This window comes from Paraburkholderia sp. (assembly GCF_036488505.1).
In the GTDB taxonomy this organism is placed as follows: domain Bacteria; phylum Pseudomonadota; class Gammaproteobacteria; order Burkholderiales; family Burkholderiaceae; genus Paraburkholderia.
Map to the genome: position 1 here is coordinate 1 of NZ_DASXHN010000279.1, position 18,108 is coordinate 18,108.

At 65.4% G+C, this 18,108-nt stretch carries 18 protein-coding genes; 10 read left to right on the forward strand and 8 right to left on the reverse strand.

Features of this window, described 5'->3' with window-relative positions:
• The 5 genes from VGH68_RS16615 to pxpB all read right to left on the reverse strand — a co-directional run.
• Window positions 1–690: 5-oxoproline transporter, DUF979 family subunit (locus VGH68_RS16615; RefSeq protein WP_331604743.1), on the reverse strand; the 690-nt coding region annotated here is incomplete at its 3' end.
• A complete protein-coding gene (locus tag VGH68_RS16620) occupies window positions 687–1,466 on the reverse strand; it encodes a DUF969 domain-containing protein (RefSeq protein WP_331604745.1) in 780 nt (259 codons plus the stop codon). The genes VGH68_RS16620 and VGH68_RS16615, both read right to left, overlap by 4 nt.
• 180 nt (window positions 1,467–1,646) lie before the next feature.
• A complete protein-coding gene (gene pxpA / locus VGH68_RS16625; RefSeq protein ID WP_331604746.1) occupies window positions 1,647–2,399 on the reverse strand; it encodes a 5-oxoprolinase subunit PxpA in 753 nt (250 codons plus the stop codon).
• A 20-nt stretch (window positions 2,400–2,419) separates the two neighbouring features.
• Window positions 2,420–3,472 carry a biotin-dependent carboxyltransferase family protein gene (locus VGH68_RS16630; RefSeq protein ID WP_331604747.1) on the reverse strand — a complete coding sequence of 351 codons (1,053 nt, stop codon included), beginning with the start codon at window positions 3,470–3,472 and terminating at the stop codon, window positions 2,420–2,422.
• Window positions 3,469–4,122 carry a 5-oxoprolinase subunit PxpB gene (gene pxpB / locus VGH68_RS16635; RefSeq protein ID WP_331604748.1) on the reverse strand — a complete coding sequence of 218 codons (654 nt, stop codon included), beginning with the start codon at window positions 4,120–4,122 and terminating at the stop codon, window positions 3,469–3,471. The genes VGH68_RS16630 and pxpB overlap by 4 nt, the downstream gene beginning before the upstream one ends.
• A 208-nt stretch (window positions 4,123–4,330) precedes the next feature.
• Between pxpB and VGH68_RS16640 the strand changes: the two genes are divergently transcribed.
• Complete coding sequence (locus VGH68_RS16640) at window positions 4,331–4,843, forward strand: winged helix DNA-binding protein (protein ID WP_331604749.1); 513 nt, start codon at window positions 4,331–4,333, stop codon at window positions 4,841–4,843.
• 84 nt (window positions 4,844–4,927) lie between these two features.
• Here VGH68_RS16640 and VGH68_RS16645 read toward each other — a convergent pair whose 3' ends face one another.
• Complete coding sequence (locus VGH68_RS16645; protein WP_331604750.1) at window positions 4,928–5,527, reverse strand: 5-formyltetrahydrofolate cyclo-ligase; 600 nt, start codon at window positions 5,525–5,527, stop codon at window positions 4,928–4,930.
• Between the two features lie 20 nt (window positions 5,528–5,547).
• Here VGH68_RS16645 and VGH68_RS16650 point away from each other — a divergent pair, with 20 nt between their 5' ends.
• From VGH68_RS16650 to VGH68_RS16665, 4 genes are all read left to right on the forward strand, one after another.
• Window positions 5,548–7,515: a lytic transglycosylase domain-containing protein gene (locus tag VGH68_RS16650; RefSeq protein ID WP_331604751.1), complete on the forward strand. Its 1,968-nt coding sequence runs from the start codon at window positions 5,548–5,550 to the stop codon at window positions 7,513–7,515.
• Between the two features lie 90 nt (window positions 7,516–7,605).
• A complete protein-coding gene (locus VGH68_RS16655) occupies window positions 7,606–8,559 on the forward strand; it encodes a complex I NDUFA9 subunit family protein (protein WP_331604752.1) in 954 nt (317 codons plus the stop codon).
• A 33-nt stretch (window positions 8,560–8,592) separates the two neighbouring features.
• On the forward strand, window positions 8,593–9,246 hold the full coding sequence (locus VGH68_RS16660; RefSeq protein ID WP_331604753.1) for a glutathione S-transferase family protein: 654 nt from the start codon (window positions 8,593–8,595) through the stop codon (window positions 9,244–9,246).
• Window positions 9,243–10,475 carry a multifunctional CCA addition/repair protein gene (locus tag VGH68_RS16665; RefSeq protein WP_331604754.1) on the forward strand — a complete coding sequence of 411 codons (1,233 nt, stop codon included), beginning with the start codon at window positions 9,243–9,245 and terminating at the stop codon, window positions 10,473–10,475. The genes VGH68_RS16660 and VGH68_RS16665 overlap by 4 nt, the downstream gene beginning before the upstream one ends.
• Before the next feature lie 138 nt (window positions 10,476–10,613).
• On the opposite strand, the gene VGH68_RS16670 is transcribed toward VGH68_RS16665, so the two are convergent.
• Window positions 10,614–10,808 (reverse strand): DUF2905 domain-containing protein, encoded by a 195-nt coding sequence (locus VGH68_RS16670; RefSeq protein WP_331604755.1) that lies wholly within the window; start codon window positions 10,806–10,808, stop codon window positions 10,614–10,616.
• 31 nt (window positions 10,809–10,839) lie between these two features.
• Window positions 10,840–12,042: a class I SAM-dependent methyltransferase gene (locus tag VGH68_RS16675; RefSeq protein ID WP_331604756.1), complete on the reverse strand. Its 1,203-nt coding sequence runs from the start codon at window positions 12,040–12,042 to the stop codon at window positions 10,840–10,842.
• A 13-nt stretch (window positions 12,043–12,055) separates the two neighbouring features.
• Between VGH68_RS16675 and VGH68_RS16680 the strand changes: the two genes are divergently transcribed.
• The 5 genes from VGH68_RS16680 to glmS all read left to right on the forward strand — a co-directional run bounded on the left by VGH68_RS16680 (window position 12,056) and on the right by glmS (window position 17,824).
• Window positions 12,056–12,883 carry an SDR family oxidoreductase gene (locus VGH68_RS16680; RefSeq protein WP_331604757.1) on the forward strand — a complete coding sequence of 276 codons (828 nt, stop codon included), beginning with the start codon at window positions 12,056–12,058 and terminating at the stop codon, window positions 12,881–12,883.
• A gap of 95 nt (window positions 12,884–12,978) precedes the next feature.
• The gene (locus tag VGH68_RS16685; RefSeq protein ID WP_331604759.1) at window positions 12,979–13,374 is read left to right on the forward strand and encodes a dihydroneopterin aldolase; all 396 of its coding nucleotides are present in this window, start codon (window positions 12,979–12,981) and stop codon (window positions 13,372–13,374) included.
• Between the two features lie 33 nt (window positions 13,375–13,407).
• The gene (gene ttcA / locus VGH68_RS16690; RefSeq protein ID WP_414696954.1) at window positions 13,408–14,448 is read left to right on the forward strand and encodes a tRNA 2-thiocytidine(32) synthetase TtcA; all 1,041 of its coding nucleotides are present in this window, start codon (window positions 13,408–13,410) and stop codon (window positions 14,446–14,448) included.
• A gap of 137 nt (window positions 14,449–14,585) precedes the next feature.
• On the forward strand, window positions 14,586–15,947 hold the full coding sequence (gene glmU / locus VGH68_RS16695) for a bifunctional UDP-N-acetylglucosamine diphosphorylase/glucosamine-1-phosphate N-acetyltransferase GlmU (RefSeq protein ID WP_331604761.1): 1,362 nt from the start codon (window positions 14,586–14,588) through the stop codon (window positions 15,945–15,947).
• Between the two features lie 59 nt (window positions 15,948–16,006).
• Window positions 16,007–17,824 carry a glutamine--fructose-6-phosphate transaminase (isomerizing) gene (gene glmS / locus VGH68_RS16700; protein ID WP_331604762.1) on the forward strand — a complete coding sequence of 606 codons (1,818 nt, stop codon included), beginning with the start codon at window positions 16,007–16,009 and terminating at the stop codon, window positions 17,822–17,824.
• Window positions 17,825–18,108 lie beyond the last annotated feature (284 nt).

The window sequence follows — 18,108 nt, forward strand, 5'->3', positions numbered from 1 at the left end:
GAAGCCGTTACCCATCACCATCGTGAACAGCGCCATGCCGATGCAGTACACGGCCACCGCGACGAAGCGGTAATCGAGGCTGATATACGACGTGGTCACGTGCGCGACCGCCTTGCCGACACCCGCGTCGGAGGACACGAGCCCGAGCATGCCGAGCATCTGTGGCAACACCGCCGCCCACGACAGCGCATCGACGAGGCGGCGAGCTTCCTTCATCGACTGCCCGACCGTGTCGCGCGTGATCACGCAGGCGACCGCCAACGCGATCACGCAGCCGATACCGAAGCCGATCAGCGTGACGTTGGCCTTCTCGATCAGCGGCACGCCGCCGAACACGAGGTGGCTCGCCGTGAGCGTGATGATCACGGTGACGACGGGAATCGTCAGCGCGGGCACGAACAGCTTGTTGCGCAGACGCACGGCGCTCGCCTTGCGCGCCTCGAGCGATAGCGTCCTCGCCTTGCCCGCGGTCACGCCGCCGAAGCCCGCGATCACCGCCATCACGATCACCGCGACGCCGACCACCGCGGGCGGCAGACGGTCGCCGATCAGAAAGATCAACGCGTAGAGGATCCAGAAACCGCCCGCGGTCAGCCGGCGCGGATGCTCGCGATCGGTGACGATCATCCCGCCGACGATCAGCAGCACCACGCCGAGCAGCCAGAACAGATAGTTGATCGTGAAAGTCATGCTTCGTCTCCGGTGGCGCGTCGCGCTTGCGGCTGATCGGGCGATGACGCCGGCGTCGGCGTCGGCGACTGCGTCCGCGCCGTGGCATTGCCGCGCAGTTCGCGTTCGAGCTTGCGATCGAGCAGCCAGAGCCGGAAGCCATGCACGATGAACGCGCTGACCGCGGTCGGAATGCCCCACACCGCAACGTGAATCGGTTCGACCACGATGCCGGCTTCTTTCAGGAAGGTCGTCATCAGCACGATCGCGCCGAACGCGACGAACACGTCCTCGCCGAAGAACAGGCCGACGTTGTCGGTCGCCGCCGCAAACGCGCGCAGCCGGAAGCGCACGGCGTCGCTGAGCTTGCCGAAGCGGTTTTCGGCCGCGCCCTCGGTCATCGGCGCGATCAGCGGACGCACCATCTGCGGATGGCCACCGAGCCCGGTCAGACCGACCGCGGCGGTCAGTTCGCGCACCAGCAGATAGACGATCAGCAGACGCCCGGCGGTGGCCGCCTTGATGCTGCTGATCCATGCCTGCGCGCGCTCGCGCAGGCCGTGCCGCTCCAGCAGGCCGATCACGGCGAGCGGCAGCAGAATGATCAGCGGGATATTGCGCGTCTTGATGAAGCCGGTGCCGATCAGCGCGAGGATCTTTTCAGGCGGGAAATGCGCGGCGACTCCGGTGATGATCGCGGCGACGGCCACGATCAGCATCGGATTGAACCGCAATAGAAAGCCGGCGATGATGACGGCCACACCGATGAGTGGCCATAAACTGACGGTGGTCTGCATCAGGACTCTCCAAACGGGGCTTGTTAGCCTCAGGTTTTAACTTCGCCGCGAATGGCGGCTGACGTGAACCGGCGCGCGGTTGGCGCGCCGGCTTGTTATCACGGCTCTGCGGCCGCGTTGGCTGATACTGCTTTTATCCGCACCTTTAAAGCGCGGGTTCTCGGGATGCCGCGAGAGATTTCAAGCCCGTGCGGAACTCGCCGCGTGCACGTCGATGCCGGCCGCTTCGAGCGCACCGCGAATGCGTCGCGCGAACGCGAGCGCATGCGGGCCGTCGCCATGCAGGCAGATGGTCTGCGCGTTCAGCGGCACCCACTGGCCATCGATCGCGCGCACGCGTTGCTCGCGGATCATCGCGAGCGTGCGTTCGAGTACTTCGTCTTCGTCGTCGAGCAGCGCGCCTGGCTGGCTGCGCGGCACGAGCGAGCCGTCGGCGCGATAACCGCGATCGGCGAATACTTCCTCGATCGCGGTCAGGCCCGCGTTGCGCGCGGCGCTCACGAGCCCGCTGCCGGCGAGCGCGAACACGACGACCGACGGATCGAAGTCGTGCACCGCCGACACGATCGCGTCCGCAATCGTGCTGTCGCGCGCGGCCTGGTTGTACAGCGCGCCATGCGGCTTGACGTGCGCGATGCGGCCGCCCTCGGCCTGCGCGATCGCCGACAGCGCGCCGAGCTGGTAGAGCACGCCCGCGTAGATTTCGCCGGCCGGCAAATCCATTTCCTTACGGCCGAAATTGTCGGGATCGTTAAAGCTCGGATGCGCGCCGATCGCGACGCCTTTGCGCACCGCCCAGCGCACGCAGTCGCGCATCACGTTGGCGCCGCCCGCGTGCCAGCCGCACGCGATATTGGCGGAACTGACGAGGTCGAGCAGCGCTTCGTCGGAACCACAGCCTTCGCCGAGGTCGGCGTTCAGATCGATTTCCATGGAGATTCCTCTACTTGGTGTTAGAGCGTCACGAGCGTCGACTGACGCGCGCAGCGCTCCTCATGCATTGCGATCGCGGCATCGATCTGCCGCAGATACACACGTTCTTCCAGCAAAGCCTGGCGCGCCTCGTAGGGCGTCGCCGGGATGAAACGGACGGCCGCGTTCAGGCGCACCTGCGCGAGCTTCCATAGATCCGCCTGGATCACCGCGCCGATCTTCGGATAGCCGCCGGTGGTCTGCGCGTCGCTCATCAGCACGATCGGCTGGCCGTTCGGCGGCACCTGGATCGTGCCCGGCAATACCGCGTGCGACAGCAGATCGGCCTTGTGCGTGCGTTGAAGCTCCGTGCCGGCGAGGCGGTAGCCCATCCGGTTGCTGTTCGGCGTGACGAGCCACTCGTCGGACCAGAACGACTGCTGCGCGGCTTCGGTGAAGGTGTCGTATTCGGGCCCGCGCAGCACCCGGATCGGCACCGCCCACGGCACCCCCGCCGGATGACGGCCGCGCCGCAACGGCTCGTGCACCAGCACGAACTTGCACCAGGCGGGCGCCTTCACGCCGAATTCCGGCGCCTCGGGCGTGAAGCCGAGATGGCCGCGCTGCGGCGGCGCGCCGACCGGCAGGCGATCGCCGTCGACCAGCGCGCGGCCGCCGAGTCCGCCGAAATGGCCGGCGAGGTCCGTGCTGCGAGAGCCGAGCATCGGCAGCACGTCGATGCCGCCGGCGACGCACACGTAGCCGCGCATGCCGCGCTTCGCTGCATTCAGCACCAGTTCCTGGCCGGCTTGCACCGGCAGGCTCCACCATGAATAGACCGGCTTGCCGTCGAGTGTCGCGCCGAATTCGGTGCCGGTGATCGCGACGCGCGTCGCGCGCAGAAAGCGCAGCACGGTCGGACCAAAGGTGATTTCGAGACCGGCCGCGTCGGGCCGGTTGCCCACCAGCCGGTTGCCGACTTCGAGCGACAGGCGATCGAGCGCGCCGCCCATCGCGACGCCGAGATGCCGGTAGCCGTGCCGGCCGAGGTCCTGGATCGTAGTCAGAAGACCCGCGCGGATCACGTCGATCATGAGTGGATCCCCGCGATCGTGAAGCGCACCCGGTCGCCCGGTTGCAGTAGCGTGGGCGGCCGGCGCGCCGGATCGAACAGCGGCACCTCGGCGCGGCCGATCAGTTGCCAGCCACCCGGCGACACTGCCGGATAGATGCCGGTCTGCTCACCGCCGATGCCGACCGAACCGGCCGGCACCTCGAGCCGCGGCGACGCGCGGCGCGGCGTGTGCAACACGGCTTCCAGCCCGCCCATATACGCGAAGCCCGGCTGGAAGCCGAGGAAGAACACCACGTAGTCGCCGTTCGCATGACGCTCGACGACCTCGCGCGTAGTGAGGCCCGTGTGGTCGGCGACCGCCTGCAGATCGGGGCCGAACTCGCCGCCGTACTGCACGGGAATCTGCACCTCGCGGCTCGGAGCGTCGATGCTGGCCGCCGCGTTCCACACCGCGAGCAGTTGCGCGGCGAGCGCGTCGGCGTCGGCTTCGAGCGGATCGAGCACGAGCGTCAGATTGTTCATGCCGGGCACCACCTCGAGCACGTGCGGCCAGTCGCGCGCGGCTTGCGCCGCGGCCCACACGCGCCGCTGGCATTCCAGCGTGGCGGGCGGCGGCGCTTCGCAGACGAGCGCGGCATCGCCGAGCGGAAAAATGCGGGGTTGATTCATAGCTGGACGGCCCTGGTCGAGTCGGAAGGAGAGGCGGACAGCGCGACGTATTGGCCCACGGACGGTACCGGATCGGCAACGATAGAGAGCATGCATTATCAATAAAACGTCGACAATTTATCAATAAGAGTTTTACCTCAGCTCGCCGGGAAAAGCCGGTCGTCGTACACTTTCGACACTTTTCCACCTATTGCCGGAACCCCCCCGTATGGCGCGCCACCCCACCAAGATCGTCTCGTCGGAACATCTCGTCTCGCCGACCAGCGCGGAGCTGTCCGAGCTCGAATACGCGCTGATCATGGCGGGCAATGCGTTCAACCGCTGGATGGTACGCTGCATGTCGGCGGCCGGCGACAAGGACATGACGGCTATCGAGGTGTCGCTGCTGCATCACGTGAGCCACCGCGAGCGCCGCAAAAAGCTAGCCGATATCTGCTTCGTGCTGAACATCGAGGACACGCACGTGGCGACCTACGCGCTGAAGAAGCTGGTAGCTAGAGGGTATGTAAAAAGCGAAAAGACCGGCAAGGAAGTGTTCTTTTCCGCGACCGACGCGGGCCGCGAGCTGTGTCTTAAATACCGCGAGGTGCGCGAGAGCTGCCTGATTATGACGCTCAAGGAAAGCGGGCTCACCAATGAGCAGATCGGCGAGGCCGCGCAGTTGATGCGCAACGCGTCCGGGTTGTACGACACGGCGGCGCGCGCGGCCGCATCGTTGTGATCGTTGGGATTGTGATCAGCGTGATATCGGCGCGATCTCACGATGAATGGCCGGCGCGTGTGACACACGCCGCGCGCTTCACCTTCAGTCCGGCAGCGCCGGATGAAACCCCGCCTCGGTAACGATCAGATCCAACGGAATATCGTGCGCCTCGCGCTCCAGCGCCCGGATGCGGCATGCCTCATACGCGATGCCGACCGTAATCGGCTTTTTCGCCGCTGGCCACGCAGCCAGCGTGCGGTCGTAGTACCCGCCGCCGTAGCCCAGGCGATAGCCGTCATCGTCGAAACCGACGCAGGGCACCAACAGCAGTTCAGGCAGCACGACGCGCCCGGACGTCGGCTCGGCAATCTTGTGATGACCGGTCTTCATCGACGTTTCGGGTGTCCACGCGTGAAACTCCAGTGGTGTGCCGCGCTCCTTGATGATCGGCAAACTCGCCTCGTGACGCGCATCGGCCGCGAGCCAGATCGCGATCGCGCCGCGCGCGTCGTACTCGCCCGCGAGCGGCCAGTAGAACCCCACGCTAGCCATCGCGAAATGCTTGAGCGCATCGAGTACCCGACGCCCGAGCGCGGCATTGCTGGCCGGCTCAGAAGCCGCTTGCAGCCTCGCTTCCAGTAGTCTCTGGCGCAACGCCTTTTTAGTTATTGGGACAGGGTTGCATGCTATGCTTGGGTCCAATTCGCGCTCCAGAAACAACGATGTCAAAACGCCTTTTTCGAGTATATCGCGCGGTCGGTATGGCGCTGGCCGCAGCGGCGCTCGTCGCGTGCAGCACTGCCTCGGCCGTCAAGCCTCTTCCTCTCTCGCAACTCACCAACGACGATCAAATCTTCGTCCAGCTTCGCGAAGCCGCGCGTAGCAACGACGCCGCGCGCGCGGCACAGCTCGCGAGCATGATCCCGAACTATCCGGCGCCGTCGTATCTGGAGTACTTCCAGATCAAGCCGCAACTGTTCGATTCGGGCGGCCATGCGCGGGTCGACGCGCCCGACGCGCCGGTGCTCGCATTCCTGCAGAAGTACGACGGCCAGGCGATCGCCGATCGTCTGCGCAACGACTACCTGACCGTGCTCGGCACGCGTCATGACTGGCGCAACTTCGACCAGCAGTACGCCAAGTTCGTGCTCAACGACGACACCCAGGTCAAGTGCTATGCGCTCGAATCGCGCGCGTCGCGCGGCGAGAACGTCGCCGATGCAGCGCGCGCGCTGCTCGTCGAGCCGAGATGGTACGGCGACGGCTGCGTGGATCTGATCACCGTGCTCGGCGCGAACCGTCAGTTCAGCAGCGACGATATCTGGCAGCAGATCCGTCTCGCGTACGAACAGAACTACACGAGCACCGGCAGCAAGCTCGTCGACGCGCTTGGCGATCAGGCGCCCGATCCGGTGCTGTTCGGCCAGGCGGTGAATACGCCGCCGCTGCTGCTCGCACGCGGCGTCGGTGCCGATGCGCAATCGCATCAACTGGCGCTGCTGGCGATCACGCGGATGGCGCGCAACGATCCGGCGATGGCGGCGGCCACGTTCGCATCGGTCGCGCCGTCGCTGAATTCGCCCGAGCGCGCGATCGGCTGGGGCACGATCGGCTATCAGGCGGCGCTCAAGCAGGTGCCCGGCGCGGTCGACTGGTTCCGGCTGTCGGCGAACGCGCCGTTGTCGAACTCCGCGTATGAATGGCGCACTCGCAGCGCGCTGCTCGCCGGCGACTGGAACATGGTGCGCTGGTCGATCGAGCAGATGCCCGAAGCGCTGCGCAAGCAGCCGTCGTGGGTGTACTGGCATGGGCGCGCGCTGAAGCAGGCGGGCGACACCGCAATGGCCAGCCAGGAATTCGAATCGATTGCACAGAACTTCAATTTCTACGGCCAGCTCGCGGCGGAAGAACTCGGCCAGAAGATCACCGTGCCGCCCAAGACGACGGTCACCGACGCCGAAGTCCAGCAGGCCGCCAACACGCCCGGTTTCGAACTCGCGCAGCGCTTTTACGCGCTGAACCTGCGGCTCGAAGGAAATCGCGAATGGAACTGGCCGTTGCGCAGCATGACCGACCGGCAACTGCTCGCCGCCGCCGAATACGCGCGCCGCATCCAGTTGTACGACCGCACGGTCAACACCGCAGATCGCACGAAGACCGAGCACGATTTTTCGCTGCGCTATTTGTCGCCGTTCCGCGATATCGTCGAGCGCGACGCGCAGTCGAGCGGGCTCGACGTCGAATGGGCTTACGGGCTGATTCGCCAGGAGTCGCGTTTCATCATCAACGCACGCTCTGAAGTCGGCGCCGGTGGGTTGATGCAACTGATGCCGGCCACCGCGCAATTGGTCGCGAAAAAGATCGGCCTCGGGCCGGTATCGCGCGAGCAGATGAACGACATCAACACCAATATCCTGCTCGGCACCAACTACCTGGCGATGATCTACAATCAGTTCGATGCGTCCGCCGTGCTGGCCACCGCTGGCTATAACGCGGGCCCGGGCCGTCCGCGCAACTGGCGGCAGTCGCTGCAACACCCGGTCGAAGGCGCGATCTTCGCCGAGGCGATCCCGTTCCAGGAAACTCGCGACTACGTCAAGAATGTGTTGTCCAACACGGTCTACTACGCGGCATTGTTCGAAGGCCGTCCGCAATCGCTGAAGGCGCGTCTGGGTTACATCGCACCGTAAGCGCCGTGTCGCCGTGATCGCGGGATCTTGGTCCCGCGGCCACGGCGCGCCACGCCAGCTGTTGCCGCGGCTTCCATCAGGGAGTCGAAAATGCGACATCAAGCCATTGCGATCATCGGCGGCTCCGGCTTTATCGGCAGCTATCTCGTCAACGCGCTCGTCGAACTGGGCAAGGACGTGCGCATCGCCACCCGGCGCCGCTACAACGCGCGTCATCTCACGATGCTGCCGATCGATGTGGTCGAAACCGATGTGTTCGATCCGGTCCAGCTCGCGCGCTTCGTCGAAGACGCTGATTGCGTGATCAACCTAGTGGGCATCCTGAACGGCAAACGCGGCAAGCCGTATGGCGAGACGTACGCGCATGCGCATGTCGAACTGCCGACGCGCATCGTCGCCGCGTGCGAAGGCAAGGGCGTGCATCGGCTGATTCATCTGAGCGCGCTCGGCGCCGCGCCCAATGGTCCGAGTATGTACGCGCGGTCGAAGGGCGACGGCGAGAAGGCCGTGCATGCGGCGAGCCTCGCGTGGACGATCTTCCGCCCGTCCGTCGTATTCGGTCCGGCCGACGACTTCCTCAACAAGTTCGCGTTCCTGCAGCGCGTATTTCCGGCCATTCCGCTCGCGATGCCGGATGCGCAGTTCCAGCCGGTCTATGTCGGCGACGTCGCCAAGGCGATCGTCAACGTGCTCGACCTCGACGCCGCCAGCGGCCGCACCTATGAACTCGGCGGACCGACCGTCTACACGCTCGAAGACCTCGTCACGTATTGCGGCGATGTGATCGGCCGGCATGCGCGCATCATCCGTCTGCCGGAAGCGCTTGCGCGCCTGCAGGCACTCAGCTTCGAAATGGCGCCGGGCGAACCGGTGATCTCGCGCGACAATCTCGATTCGATGAAGGTGCCGAACGTGCTGAGCGGGCCGCTCGCGCCCGAACTCGGACTGGAGCCGACCAGCATCGAGGCGATCGCGCCGACCTATCTGACCGGCGCGTCCAGGGGTTCGCGGCTCGACACGTTCCGCGCGAGCGCCGGGCGCTGAAGCTTTTTTCTTCTTCCTTCTTTCTTAGAACGCATGAAGCTGCTTATTGGTGACAAGAACTACTCGTCATGGTCGATGCGCCCATGGTTGTTGCTTACGCATTTCGGCATCCCGTTCGAAGAGGTGTTGATCTGGCTGAACCAACCGGACACCAATGCATCGGTGCGCGCACTTGCGCCGCGCGGTCCGGGCAAGGTCCCCTGCCTGATCGATGACACCGGGCAGGCGATCTGGGATTCGCTCGCGATCGCCGAAACGCTCGCCGAGCGCTTTGCGCAGCACGCACTGTGGCCGCGCGACGCGGCGGCGCGTGCGCACGCGCGCTGCATCAGCGCGGAGATGCATTCGGGCTTCAGCGAGCTGCGCACGAACATGTGGATGAATATCCGCGCGTCATTCGCTGGCAAAAATGCGACGCCGGGTGTGCTCGCCGATATCGCGCGGATCGAGGCGATCTGGGCTGAGTGCCTCGCCGCCCACGGCGGCCCGTTCCTGTTCGGCGAATTCAGCATTGCCGACGCGATGTACGCGCCGGTCGCGATGCGCTTCAACACCTGGAAGCCGGCGTTGTCCGCAACTTCCGCCGCATACGTCGAGCGGCTTACCGCGTTACCCGCGGTCAATGCATGGATCGGCGCCGCGCGCGAGGAAACCCACGCGATCGCGTATCAAGACGAATGCCCATGAATATCTATGCAGTAGGCGGTGCGATCCGCGACGAATTGCTCGGCGTGCCAGTGCAGGACCGCGACTATGTGGTGGTCGGCGCCACGCCCGAGCAGATGGTTGCGCAGGGCTATCGGCCGGTGGGCAAAGATTTCCCGGTGTTCCTCCATCCGCAGACGCACGAGGAATACGCGCTCGCCCGCACCGAGCGCAAGACGGCGGCCGGCTATCACGGCTTTCAGTTTTTCTACGCGCCCGACGTGACGCTCGAGGAGGACCTCGCGCGCCGCGACCTGACCATCAACGCGATGGCGCGCGAACTGCGCCCGGATGGTGAGCTGACAGGCCCGGTGATCGATCCGTTCAACGGTCAGGCCGATCTGCAGGCGCGGCTCTTTCGCCATGTCAGCGATGCGTTTCTCGAAGACCCGGTGCGGATTCTGCGCATCGCGCGCTTTGCGGCGCGCTTCGTCGATTTCACGGTCGCGCCGGAGACGATGGCGCTGATGCGCAAGATGGTCGCGGCTGGCGAAGTCGACGCGCTGGTGGCGGAGCGCGTGTGGCAGGAGGTATCGCGCGGATTGATGGAAAAGAAGCCGTCGCGGATGTTCGAGGTGCTGCGCGACTGCGGCGCGCTCGCGCGGATTCTGCCGGAGATCGACGCGCTATTTGGCGTGCCGCAGCGGGCCGACTATCACCCGGAGGTCGACACGGGTGTCCACGTGATGATGGTGCTCGACCATGCGGCGCAGCAGGGCTACGCGCTGCCGGTGCGTTTCGCCGCGCTGACGCACGATCTCGGCAAGGCGACCACGCCCGAAGACATACTGCCGCGGCATCTCGGTCACGAGGGCCGCAGCGTCGATCTGCTCAAACCGCTGTGCGAGCGGCTACGCGTGCCGAACGAGTGCCGCGACCTCGCGGTGCTGGTCGCACGCGAGCACGGCAATATTCATCGTGTGATGGAGTTTGGGGCGGCCGCGCTGGTGCGGCTGCTCGAGCGCAGCGACGCGATCAGGAAGCCCGCGCGCTTCGCCGAGGCGTTGCAGGCGTGCGAGTCGGATGCGCGCGGGCGGCTGGGCTTCGAGGCACGCGCGTATCCGCAGGCGGAGCGGTTGAGGATTGCGCTGGTGGCCGCACGCGGTGTCGATGCGGGAGCGGTGGCGAAGCGCCTCGCCGATGCGCCGGCCGGTATCAAGGATGCCGTGCATGAAGAGCGGGTGCGCGCGGTGGAGGCGGCCCTCGGTTAGCGGCGCTGGCGGATGGCGCAGTGTTGCAAGCGGAGTTGCAGGTGGAGCGGCAAGTGGAGTCGCGCAGTGGAGTCGCGGGTGGCGCTGAAGTAGAGTTGCGGGCGGTTCGTCCGCCGTCGCGGCGCTAACACCCGCCGGTTACAACATCCGCGCCAGCAACGACAACACCATCGACAGCACCAGCGTCGACATGAACGGAAACGGATACTCGCGCCCGAACAGACGTAGCGTCACGTCGCCGGGCATCCGTCCGATGCCGATCTTCCTTAGCCACGGCCAGCAGGACGACAGCACCGCAACCGCAACGAAGGTGGTTAAAAGCCAGCGGATCATTGCGAGTTCCCGACCGGAAGCAAGTTAAAAGTCACAGCGTATGTGAGCGATCGCCGCTCGAAAACGCGCGCACCGTATCGTCGAGCCCGCGCGAAAACGCGATCACCTTGAAGAGTTCGCCCATCTCCGCCTCGGACAGCAGCTTCTGCACCGCGTTTGCCGCAGGCAGGAAGCGCGGGGTATCGGCGGGATCGATTTCGCCGAGCACATCGGTGATGCCCGCGTTCAGCAAGAAGCGCGCTTGCGACGTGAAGCCGAGCAGGTCCGCGCCGGTCTCGACGCCAGCCTCGGCAATGCCGGTGAATTCGACGTGCGCGGTAATGTCCTGCAATCCGGGGTACAGAAACGGATCGCCGTGCGCACGATGCCGGTAATGGCACATCAGCGTGCCTTGCGCGCGCTGCCCGTGGTAATACTCGCGAGCCGGAAAACCGTAGTCGATCAGGAAAATGGCGCCGCGCGCGAGCATCGTGCAGATGGTGCGCGTAAAGGCGCGCGCGGCTTCGTGCGTCTCGGTCACGTAGTCTTCGCCGGGGGTGTCGCGGGTCGCGTCGATTTCCGACAGCAGCGCGAGGTCGGTAGCGGCGGAGACCGGCCGATCGTCGAACGCGAATGCGCCGTCGCGATACACCACCCCGCGCTCGTACCAGGCGCCGCTGTGATGCGCGAACAGCCGCACCGGCATCGCATCGAGCACTTCATTGCCGATCACCACACCGTCGAAGCGCGCCGGCAGCGCGTCGAGCCAGCGCACTTTCGCAAGCAGCGCAGGCGCGGCAGCCGCAATGGTTTCGCGCTGACGCTCGCGCAGTTCGCCTGACAGATCGACGATCGAATAGCTGTCGAAGCCGGCGCCGAGCGCATCGAGCGCATCGATGACGCCCGCCGCGAGCTTGCCGGTGCCCGCGCCGAATTCCATCACGTCGCGGGTGCCGCTAGCCTGCAACGCTTCGGCGATTGGCCGCGCGAGCGTCGCGGCGAACAGCGGCGACAGTTCCGGCGCGGTGACGAAGTCGCTGCCGTCGTCGCCACGCAGCCCGAATTTGCGCGCACCGCCGCTGTAGTATCCGAGCCCCGGTGCGTACAGTGCGCGCTCCATATAGCGGTCGAACGGCAACCAGCCGCCGGCCGCATCCAGTTGCGCACGGATCTGCGCGATCAGCGCGTCGGACTGTTCGAGTGCGCTCGGGCCGGGAGCAGGTAAACTATCGGGTTGGTGAGCTTTCGGATTCATCCCCGCATTGTAAATGACCGTCTCCCCGGACACCGCTGCCCGCCCGGCCGAAGCGCCGCCTGACGCACGCCGCACCGTACTGGTTACCGGCGGCGCGCGCCGCATCGGGCGAGCGCTCTCGCTGGGCTTTGCCGCGCGCGGCTGGGACGTCGCGGTGCACTACGGCGAATCGCGCGAGCAAGCCGACGAGGTGGTCGCGCAAATCGCCGCAATGGGCCGTCGCGCGGTCGCGCTGCACGCCGAACTCGGCGACGAGGCGCAGGTCGAGCGGCTGCTGCCGGACTGCACCGCGGCGCTGGGCCGGCCGTCGTGCATCGTCAACAACGCGTCGCGCTTCGAGGAAGACACCGCGCGCGACGTCGGCTACGAACTGCTGCTGAAGCTCACCGCGATGAACCTCGGCGCACCGCTGGTGCTCGCGCGCATGCTGTTCGAAGCGACGCCGGACAGTGCGGTGAGCGACGAAAGCCAGCGCGGCGTCGTCATCAACCTGCTAGATCAGAAGCTGTACAACATGAACCCGGACTACTTGTCGTACACGCTGTCGAAGGCGGCGCTGGAGGCCGCGACGGTCGCGCTCGCTCAGGCGCTCGCGCCGAAGCTCCGGGTGGTCGGGCTCGCGCCCGGCCTGACGATGCAATCGGCCGACCAGACCCCGCACGGCTTCGAGGCCGCTCATCGTATGACGCCTCTGGGCCGTGCGTCGCGGCCCGAGGATATCGTCGCCGCCGCGCTGTATCTCGCGGATGCAGCCGGCGTGACCGGCACGACGCTGGTGGTCGACGGCGGGCAGCATCTGGTGCCGCTGCCGCGCGACGTGATGTTTCTGACGGGCGCCTGACGCGCGCGCGGTTTGTCGGGTTGCTTCTGCAGCTGATCGCCCGCGCGTGGAAAGCCCTTTGCGTGCCCCGCACGCCTTTTATCACTGGAACGAACATGTTTGCCGCTCTTTCGCATCCCCGGCTTGCCGATTGCCGCCGGCTCTTTCTGCGCAATTACGAGGTGCACATCAACATCGGCGTGCACGATTTCGAAAAGCGCGGCGAACAGCGCGTCGTGATCAACGTCGAACTGTTCGTGCCGCTCGCGATGTCCACGCCGCAACACGACAAACTGAACGAGGTCGTCGACTACGACTTCATGCGCTCGACGATCGCGCAACGCGTGTCGCAAGGCCATATCCATCTGCAGGAAACGCTGTGCGACGACCTCGTGCGCACGATGCTGCAGCACCCGCAGGTGCGCGCGGCCCGCGTGTCGACCGAGAAGCCGGACGTGTATCCGGATTGCGACGCGGTCGGTGTCGAGGTCTTCCGCATCAAGGAGGATTGAGCGATGCAAGCACCGAAAATGCTCAACGAACAGATGCACGACGCGGGCGCCGCCGCGACCGCTGAAGCCGCTGAAGCCGCCCAAACGGGGCAAGCCAATGCCGCCGGTGCCTCCCGCGCCGCAAAAACCCCGCTCACACGCCGCGAGCAGAAGGAAGCGTACGAGAACAACAAGCTGTTCAAGCGCCTCGCGCGCCAGGTCGGCGAGGCGATCGGCGACTACAACATGATCGAGGACGGCGACAAGGTGATGGTCTGCCTGTCGGGCGGCAAGGATAGCTACGCGATGCTCGACATCCTGATGCGGCTACGCGGGCGCGCGCCGATCAACTTCGAGATCGTCGCGGTGAACCTCGATCAGAAGCAGCCGGGCTTTCCCGAGCATGTGCTGCCTGAGTATCTGAAGCAGCTGGACATCCCGTTCCATATCGAGAACCAGGACACTTACAGCATCGTCAAGCGGCTCGTGCCGGAGGGCAAGACTACCTGCTCGCTGTGCTCGCGGCTGCGTCGCGGCATCCTGTATCGCGTCGCCGGCGAACTGGGCGCGACCAAAATCGCGCTCGGTCATCATCGCGACGACATCCTGCAAACGCTTCTTTTGAACCTGTTCTACGGTGGCAAGCTGAAGGGCATGCCGCCGAAGCTGCAATCGGATGACGGCAAGAACATCGTGATCCGCCCGCTCGCGTACGTGAAGGAGACCGATCTGGAGAAGTACGCGGAGCTGCGCGAGTTCCCGATCATTCCGTGCAACCTGTGCGGCAGCCAGCCGAACCTGAAGCGCGCGGAAATGAAGGCGCTGATCCGCGATTGGGAGAAGCGCTTCCCGGGCCGCATCGAGAACATGTTCAACGCGCTGTCGAACGTGGTGCCGTCGCATCTGATGGATCACCAGCTCTTTCCCTTCGCGCAGCTGCGTGCGAGCGGCGAGGCCGATCCGAACGGCGACATCGCATTCGACGAGCAACCGTGTTCCAGCGGCGCCGACGAAGGCGCGCCGCTCACGGGCTCGGTTGGCGGCACACTTCGCGGCGCGAAGACCATTTCGCTGGTCCAGTTCGACGACCTCTAACGAAAAGGACCCGTTTCGCGGGCATTGCGGCGGCTTCTCGCTCGCGCAACACGGAGATAAGGCCGCATTCGCGGCCTTTTTCGTTCGATGCCGCATGATAAAATCGCCGGCTCCGAACTCGTCTTATTGCCGACGCCATGAACATTGTGATTTTGGCGGCAGGTACCGGCAAGCGCATGCGGTCCGCGCTTCCCAAGGTGCTCCATCCCCTGGCCGGCCGGCCGCTCCTTGCTCATGTCATCGACACAGCTCGCGCGTTGAACCCCGCGCGTCTCGTCGTCGTGATCGGCCATGGCGCCGAAGCCGTGCGCGAAGCCGTCGCGGCCCCCGACATTCAATTCGCGGTGCAGGAGCAGCAGCTCGGCACCGGTCACGCGGTCCAGCAGACGCTGCCGCTGCTGGATCCCGCACTCCCCACGCTGGTGCTGTACGGCGACGTGCCGCTCACGCGCGCGGCCACGCTGCACGCGTTGGCCGAACGCGCGGGTCCGGACGGCTATGGCGTGCTGACCGTCACGCTCGACGATCCGGCCGGTTACGGCCGCATCGTGCGCGATCAGCAAGGCCGCGTGCAGCGCATCGTCGAACAGAAAGACGCGAGCCCCGAGCAACTGCGGATCGCCGAGATCAATACCGGCATCATCGTCGCGCCAACCGCGCGTCTCGCCGGCTGGCTCGCGGCGCTGAAAAACGACAACGCGCAGGGCGAGTTCTATCTGACCGATGCGGTCGAGATGGCGATCGAAGCCGGGCTCGAAGTCGTCACCACGCAGCCGGACGACGAGTGGGAAACGCTCGGCGTGAACAGCAAGCAGCAACTCGCCGAGCTGGAGCGGATCCATCAGCGCAATGTGGCCGACGCGCTGCTGGTGGCGGGCGTGACGCTCGCCGATCCCGCGCGCGTCGACGTGCGTGGCACGCTCGAATGCGGCCGCGACGTGTCGATCGACGTGAACTGCGTGTTCGAAGGCCGCGTAACGCTAGCGGACAACGTGAGCATCGGGCCCAACTGCGTGATCCGTAACGCGCGCATCGGCGCGGGTACGCGCGTCGACGCATTCACCCATATCGAAGGCGCGGAGGTCGGCGCGAACGTCGTGCTGGGGCCTTATGCGCGGCTGCGCCCGGGTGCGTCGCTGCACGATGAATCGCATGTCGGCAACTTCGTCGAAGTGAAAAACGCGGTGCTGGGCCATGGCTCGAAAGCGAATCACCTTACGTATATCGGCGACGCGGATATCGGCGCGCGCGTGAATATCGGCGCAGGTACCATCACCTGCAACTACGACGGCGCGAACAAATTCCGCACCGTGATCGAAGACGACGTGTTCGTCGGGTCCGACACGCAACTGGTCGCGCCGGTGCGCGTGCAGCGCGGCGCGACGATCGCGGCCGGCACGACGGTCTGGAAGGACGTCGACGCCAATACGCTGGTGCTGAACGACAAGACCCAGACGGGCAAGACCGGTTACGTGCGCCCGGTCAAGAAGAAAAGCTGATCGATACGGCGTGCGCACGACGCGCGCCCCCTGAATTCGGCACTGAAAAGGAATAAACCATGTGCGGTATTGTCGGCGCGGTTGCGCAACGTAACATCGTCTCGGTCCTGATCGAAGGACTGCGTCGCCTCGAATATCGCGGCTACGATTCGTGCGGCGTCGCGGTGCTCGGCGCGAACGGACCGAGCCGCGCGCGCAGCGTCGCGCGCGTCGCCGACCTCGAAGGTCAGGTGCGCGACGGCGAACTCGCAGGCGTGACGGGCATCGCGCATACGCGCTGGGCGACGCACGGCGCGCCGGTGACCGACAACGCGCATCCGATCTTCTCGCAAGACGTACTCGCGTTGGTACACAACGGCATAATCGAGAATTATGAAGTACTGCGCGAAGAGCTGCGGGGTAAGGGCTACAAGTTCTTCTCACAGACCGACACCGAGGTTATCGCGCACCTGATCCACAGTCTGTATCGCGGCGATCTGTTTGGGGCGGTGCGCGAGGCGATCGCGCAATTGCACGGTGCGTATGCGATCGCGGTGCTGCACAAGGACCAGCCGCACACGGTGGTCGGCGCGCGCCAGGGTTCGCCGCTCGTGGTCGGCCTCGGCGACGGCGAGAATTTCCTCGCGTCCGATGCGCTGGCGCTCGCGGGCAGCACCGAGCGCTTTATCTTCCTCGAGGAAGGCGACGTTTGCGAGCTATCGCTCGACGGCGTGCGCATCGCCGATCGCGACGGCAACGACGCGCAGCGCGAGGTGCGCCATGTGGCGGCTTACGGCGGCGCGGTCGAACTCGGCCCGTATCGGCACTTCATGCAGAAGGAGATTTTCGAGCAGCCGAGTGCGATTACCGACACCATTCCGCAAACCGATGCATTCGATCCGCGGATTTTCGGCGACGGCGCGGAAATGGCGTTCGCGGACGTCGACAGCCTGCTGATTCTCGCGTGCGGCACCAGCTACTACTCGGGGCTCACCGCGAAGTACTGGCTCGAATCGCTCGCGAAGATTCCGACCCAGGTGGAGATCGCTAGCGAGTACCGCTATCGCGAGTCGGTGCCGAATCCGAAGTCGCTGGTGGTGGTGATTTCACAGTCGGGAGAAACCGCGGATACGCTCGCCGCGCTCAAGCATGCGCAGGCGCTCGGCCATACGCACACGCTCGCGATCTGCAACGTCGCCACCAGCGCGATGGTGAGGCAGACCGAACTGGCGTTCCTCACGCACGCCGGCCGCGAAATCGGCGTCGCGTCGACGAAGGCATTCACCACGCAACTGGTCGCGCTGTTCACGCTGGCGGCAACACTCGCCAAGCTGCGCGGACGCCTGAACGACGAGCAGGAAGCGGGCTATCTGAAGCAGTTGCGCCATCTGCCGGCTGCGTTGAACAGCGTGCTGGCGCTGGAGCCGCAAATCATCGCGTGGTCGGAGGAGTTTTCGCGGAAGGAACATGCGCTGTTCCTCGGCCGCGGGATGCACTATCCGATCGCGCTCGAAGGCGCGCTGAAGCTCAAGGAGATTTCGTATATCCACGCGGAGGCATATCCGGCTGGCGAGTTGAAGCACGGGCCGCTCGCGCTCGTGACCGAAGCGATGCCGGTGGTGACGGTCGCGCCCAACGATGCGCTGCTGGAGAAGCTGAAGTCGAATATCCAGGAAGTTCGCGCGCGCGGCGGCCAGCTTTATGTGTTCGCCGATGCGGATACGAAGATCGTCAACGACGAAGGCCTGCATGTGATCCGGATGCCGGAGCACTACGGCGTGCTGTCGCCGATCCTGCATGTCGTGCCGTTGCAGTTGCTCGCGTATCACACCGCGTGTGCGCGCGGCACGGACGTGGACAAGCCGCGCAATCTCGCGAAGTCGGTCACGGTCGAGTGATCAGGCGGGTTGGGTGCTTGCATCTGGCAAGTTCTAATAGTTTTGCTTAAAACTCACTGCCGAAGTTCTCCTTAAGGCATTCGGACCGCCCGCAAACCTAGGCGGGACGGTGCCTAAGGGAAACTAATAGAACTAGGGCGCGGCACCCAAGAAACGTATCAAAGGCGGGAAAATCGTCCCCTCCGTTGGCCGCGGGCTTCGGTGCCGGGTCTTCCGCAGCCGCACCAGCTCCTCCCGCCGGTTCTGCCTCTCTGCCCTGCATCGCCGCCCCTGCCAGCTTCGCG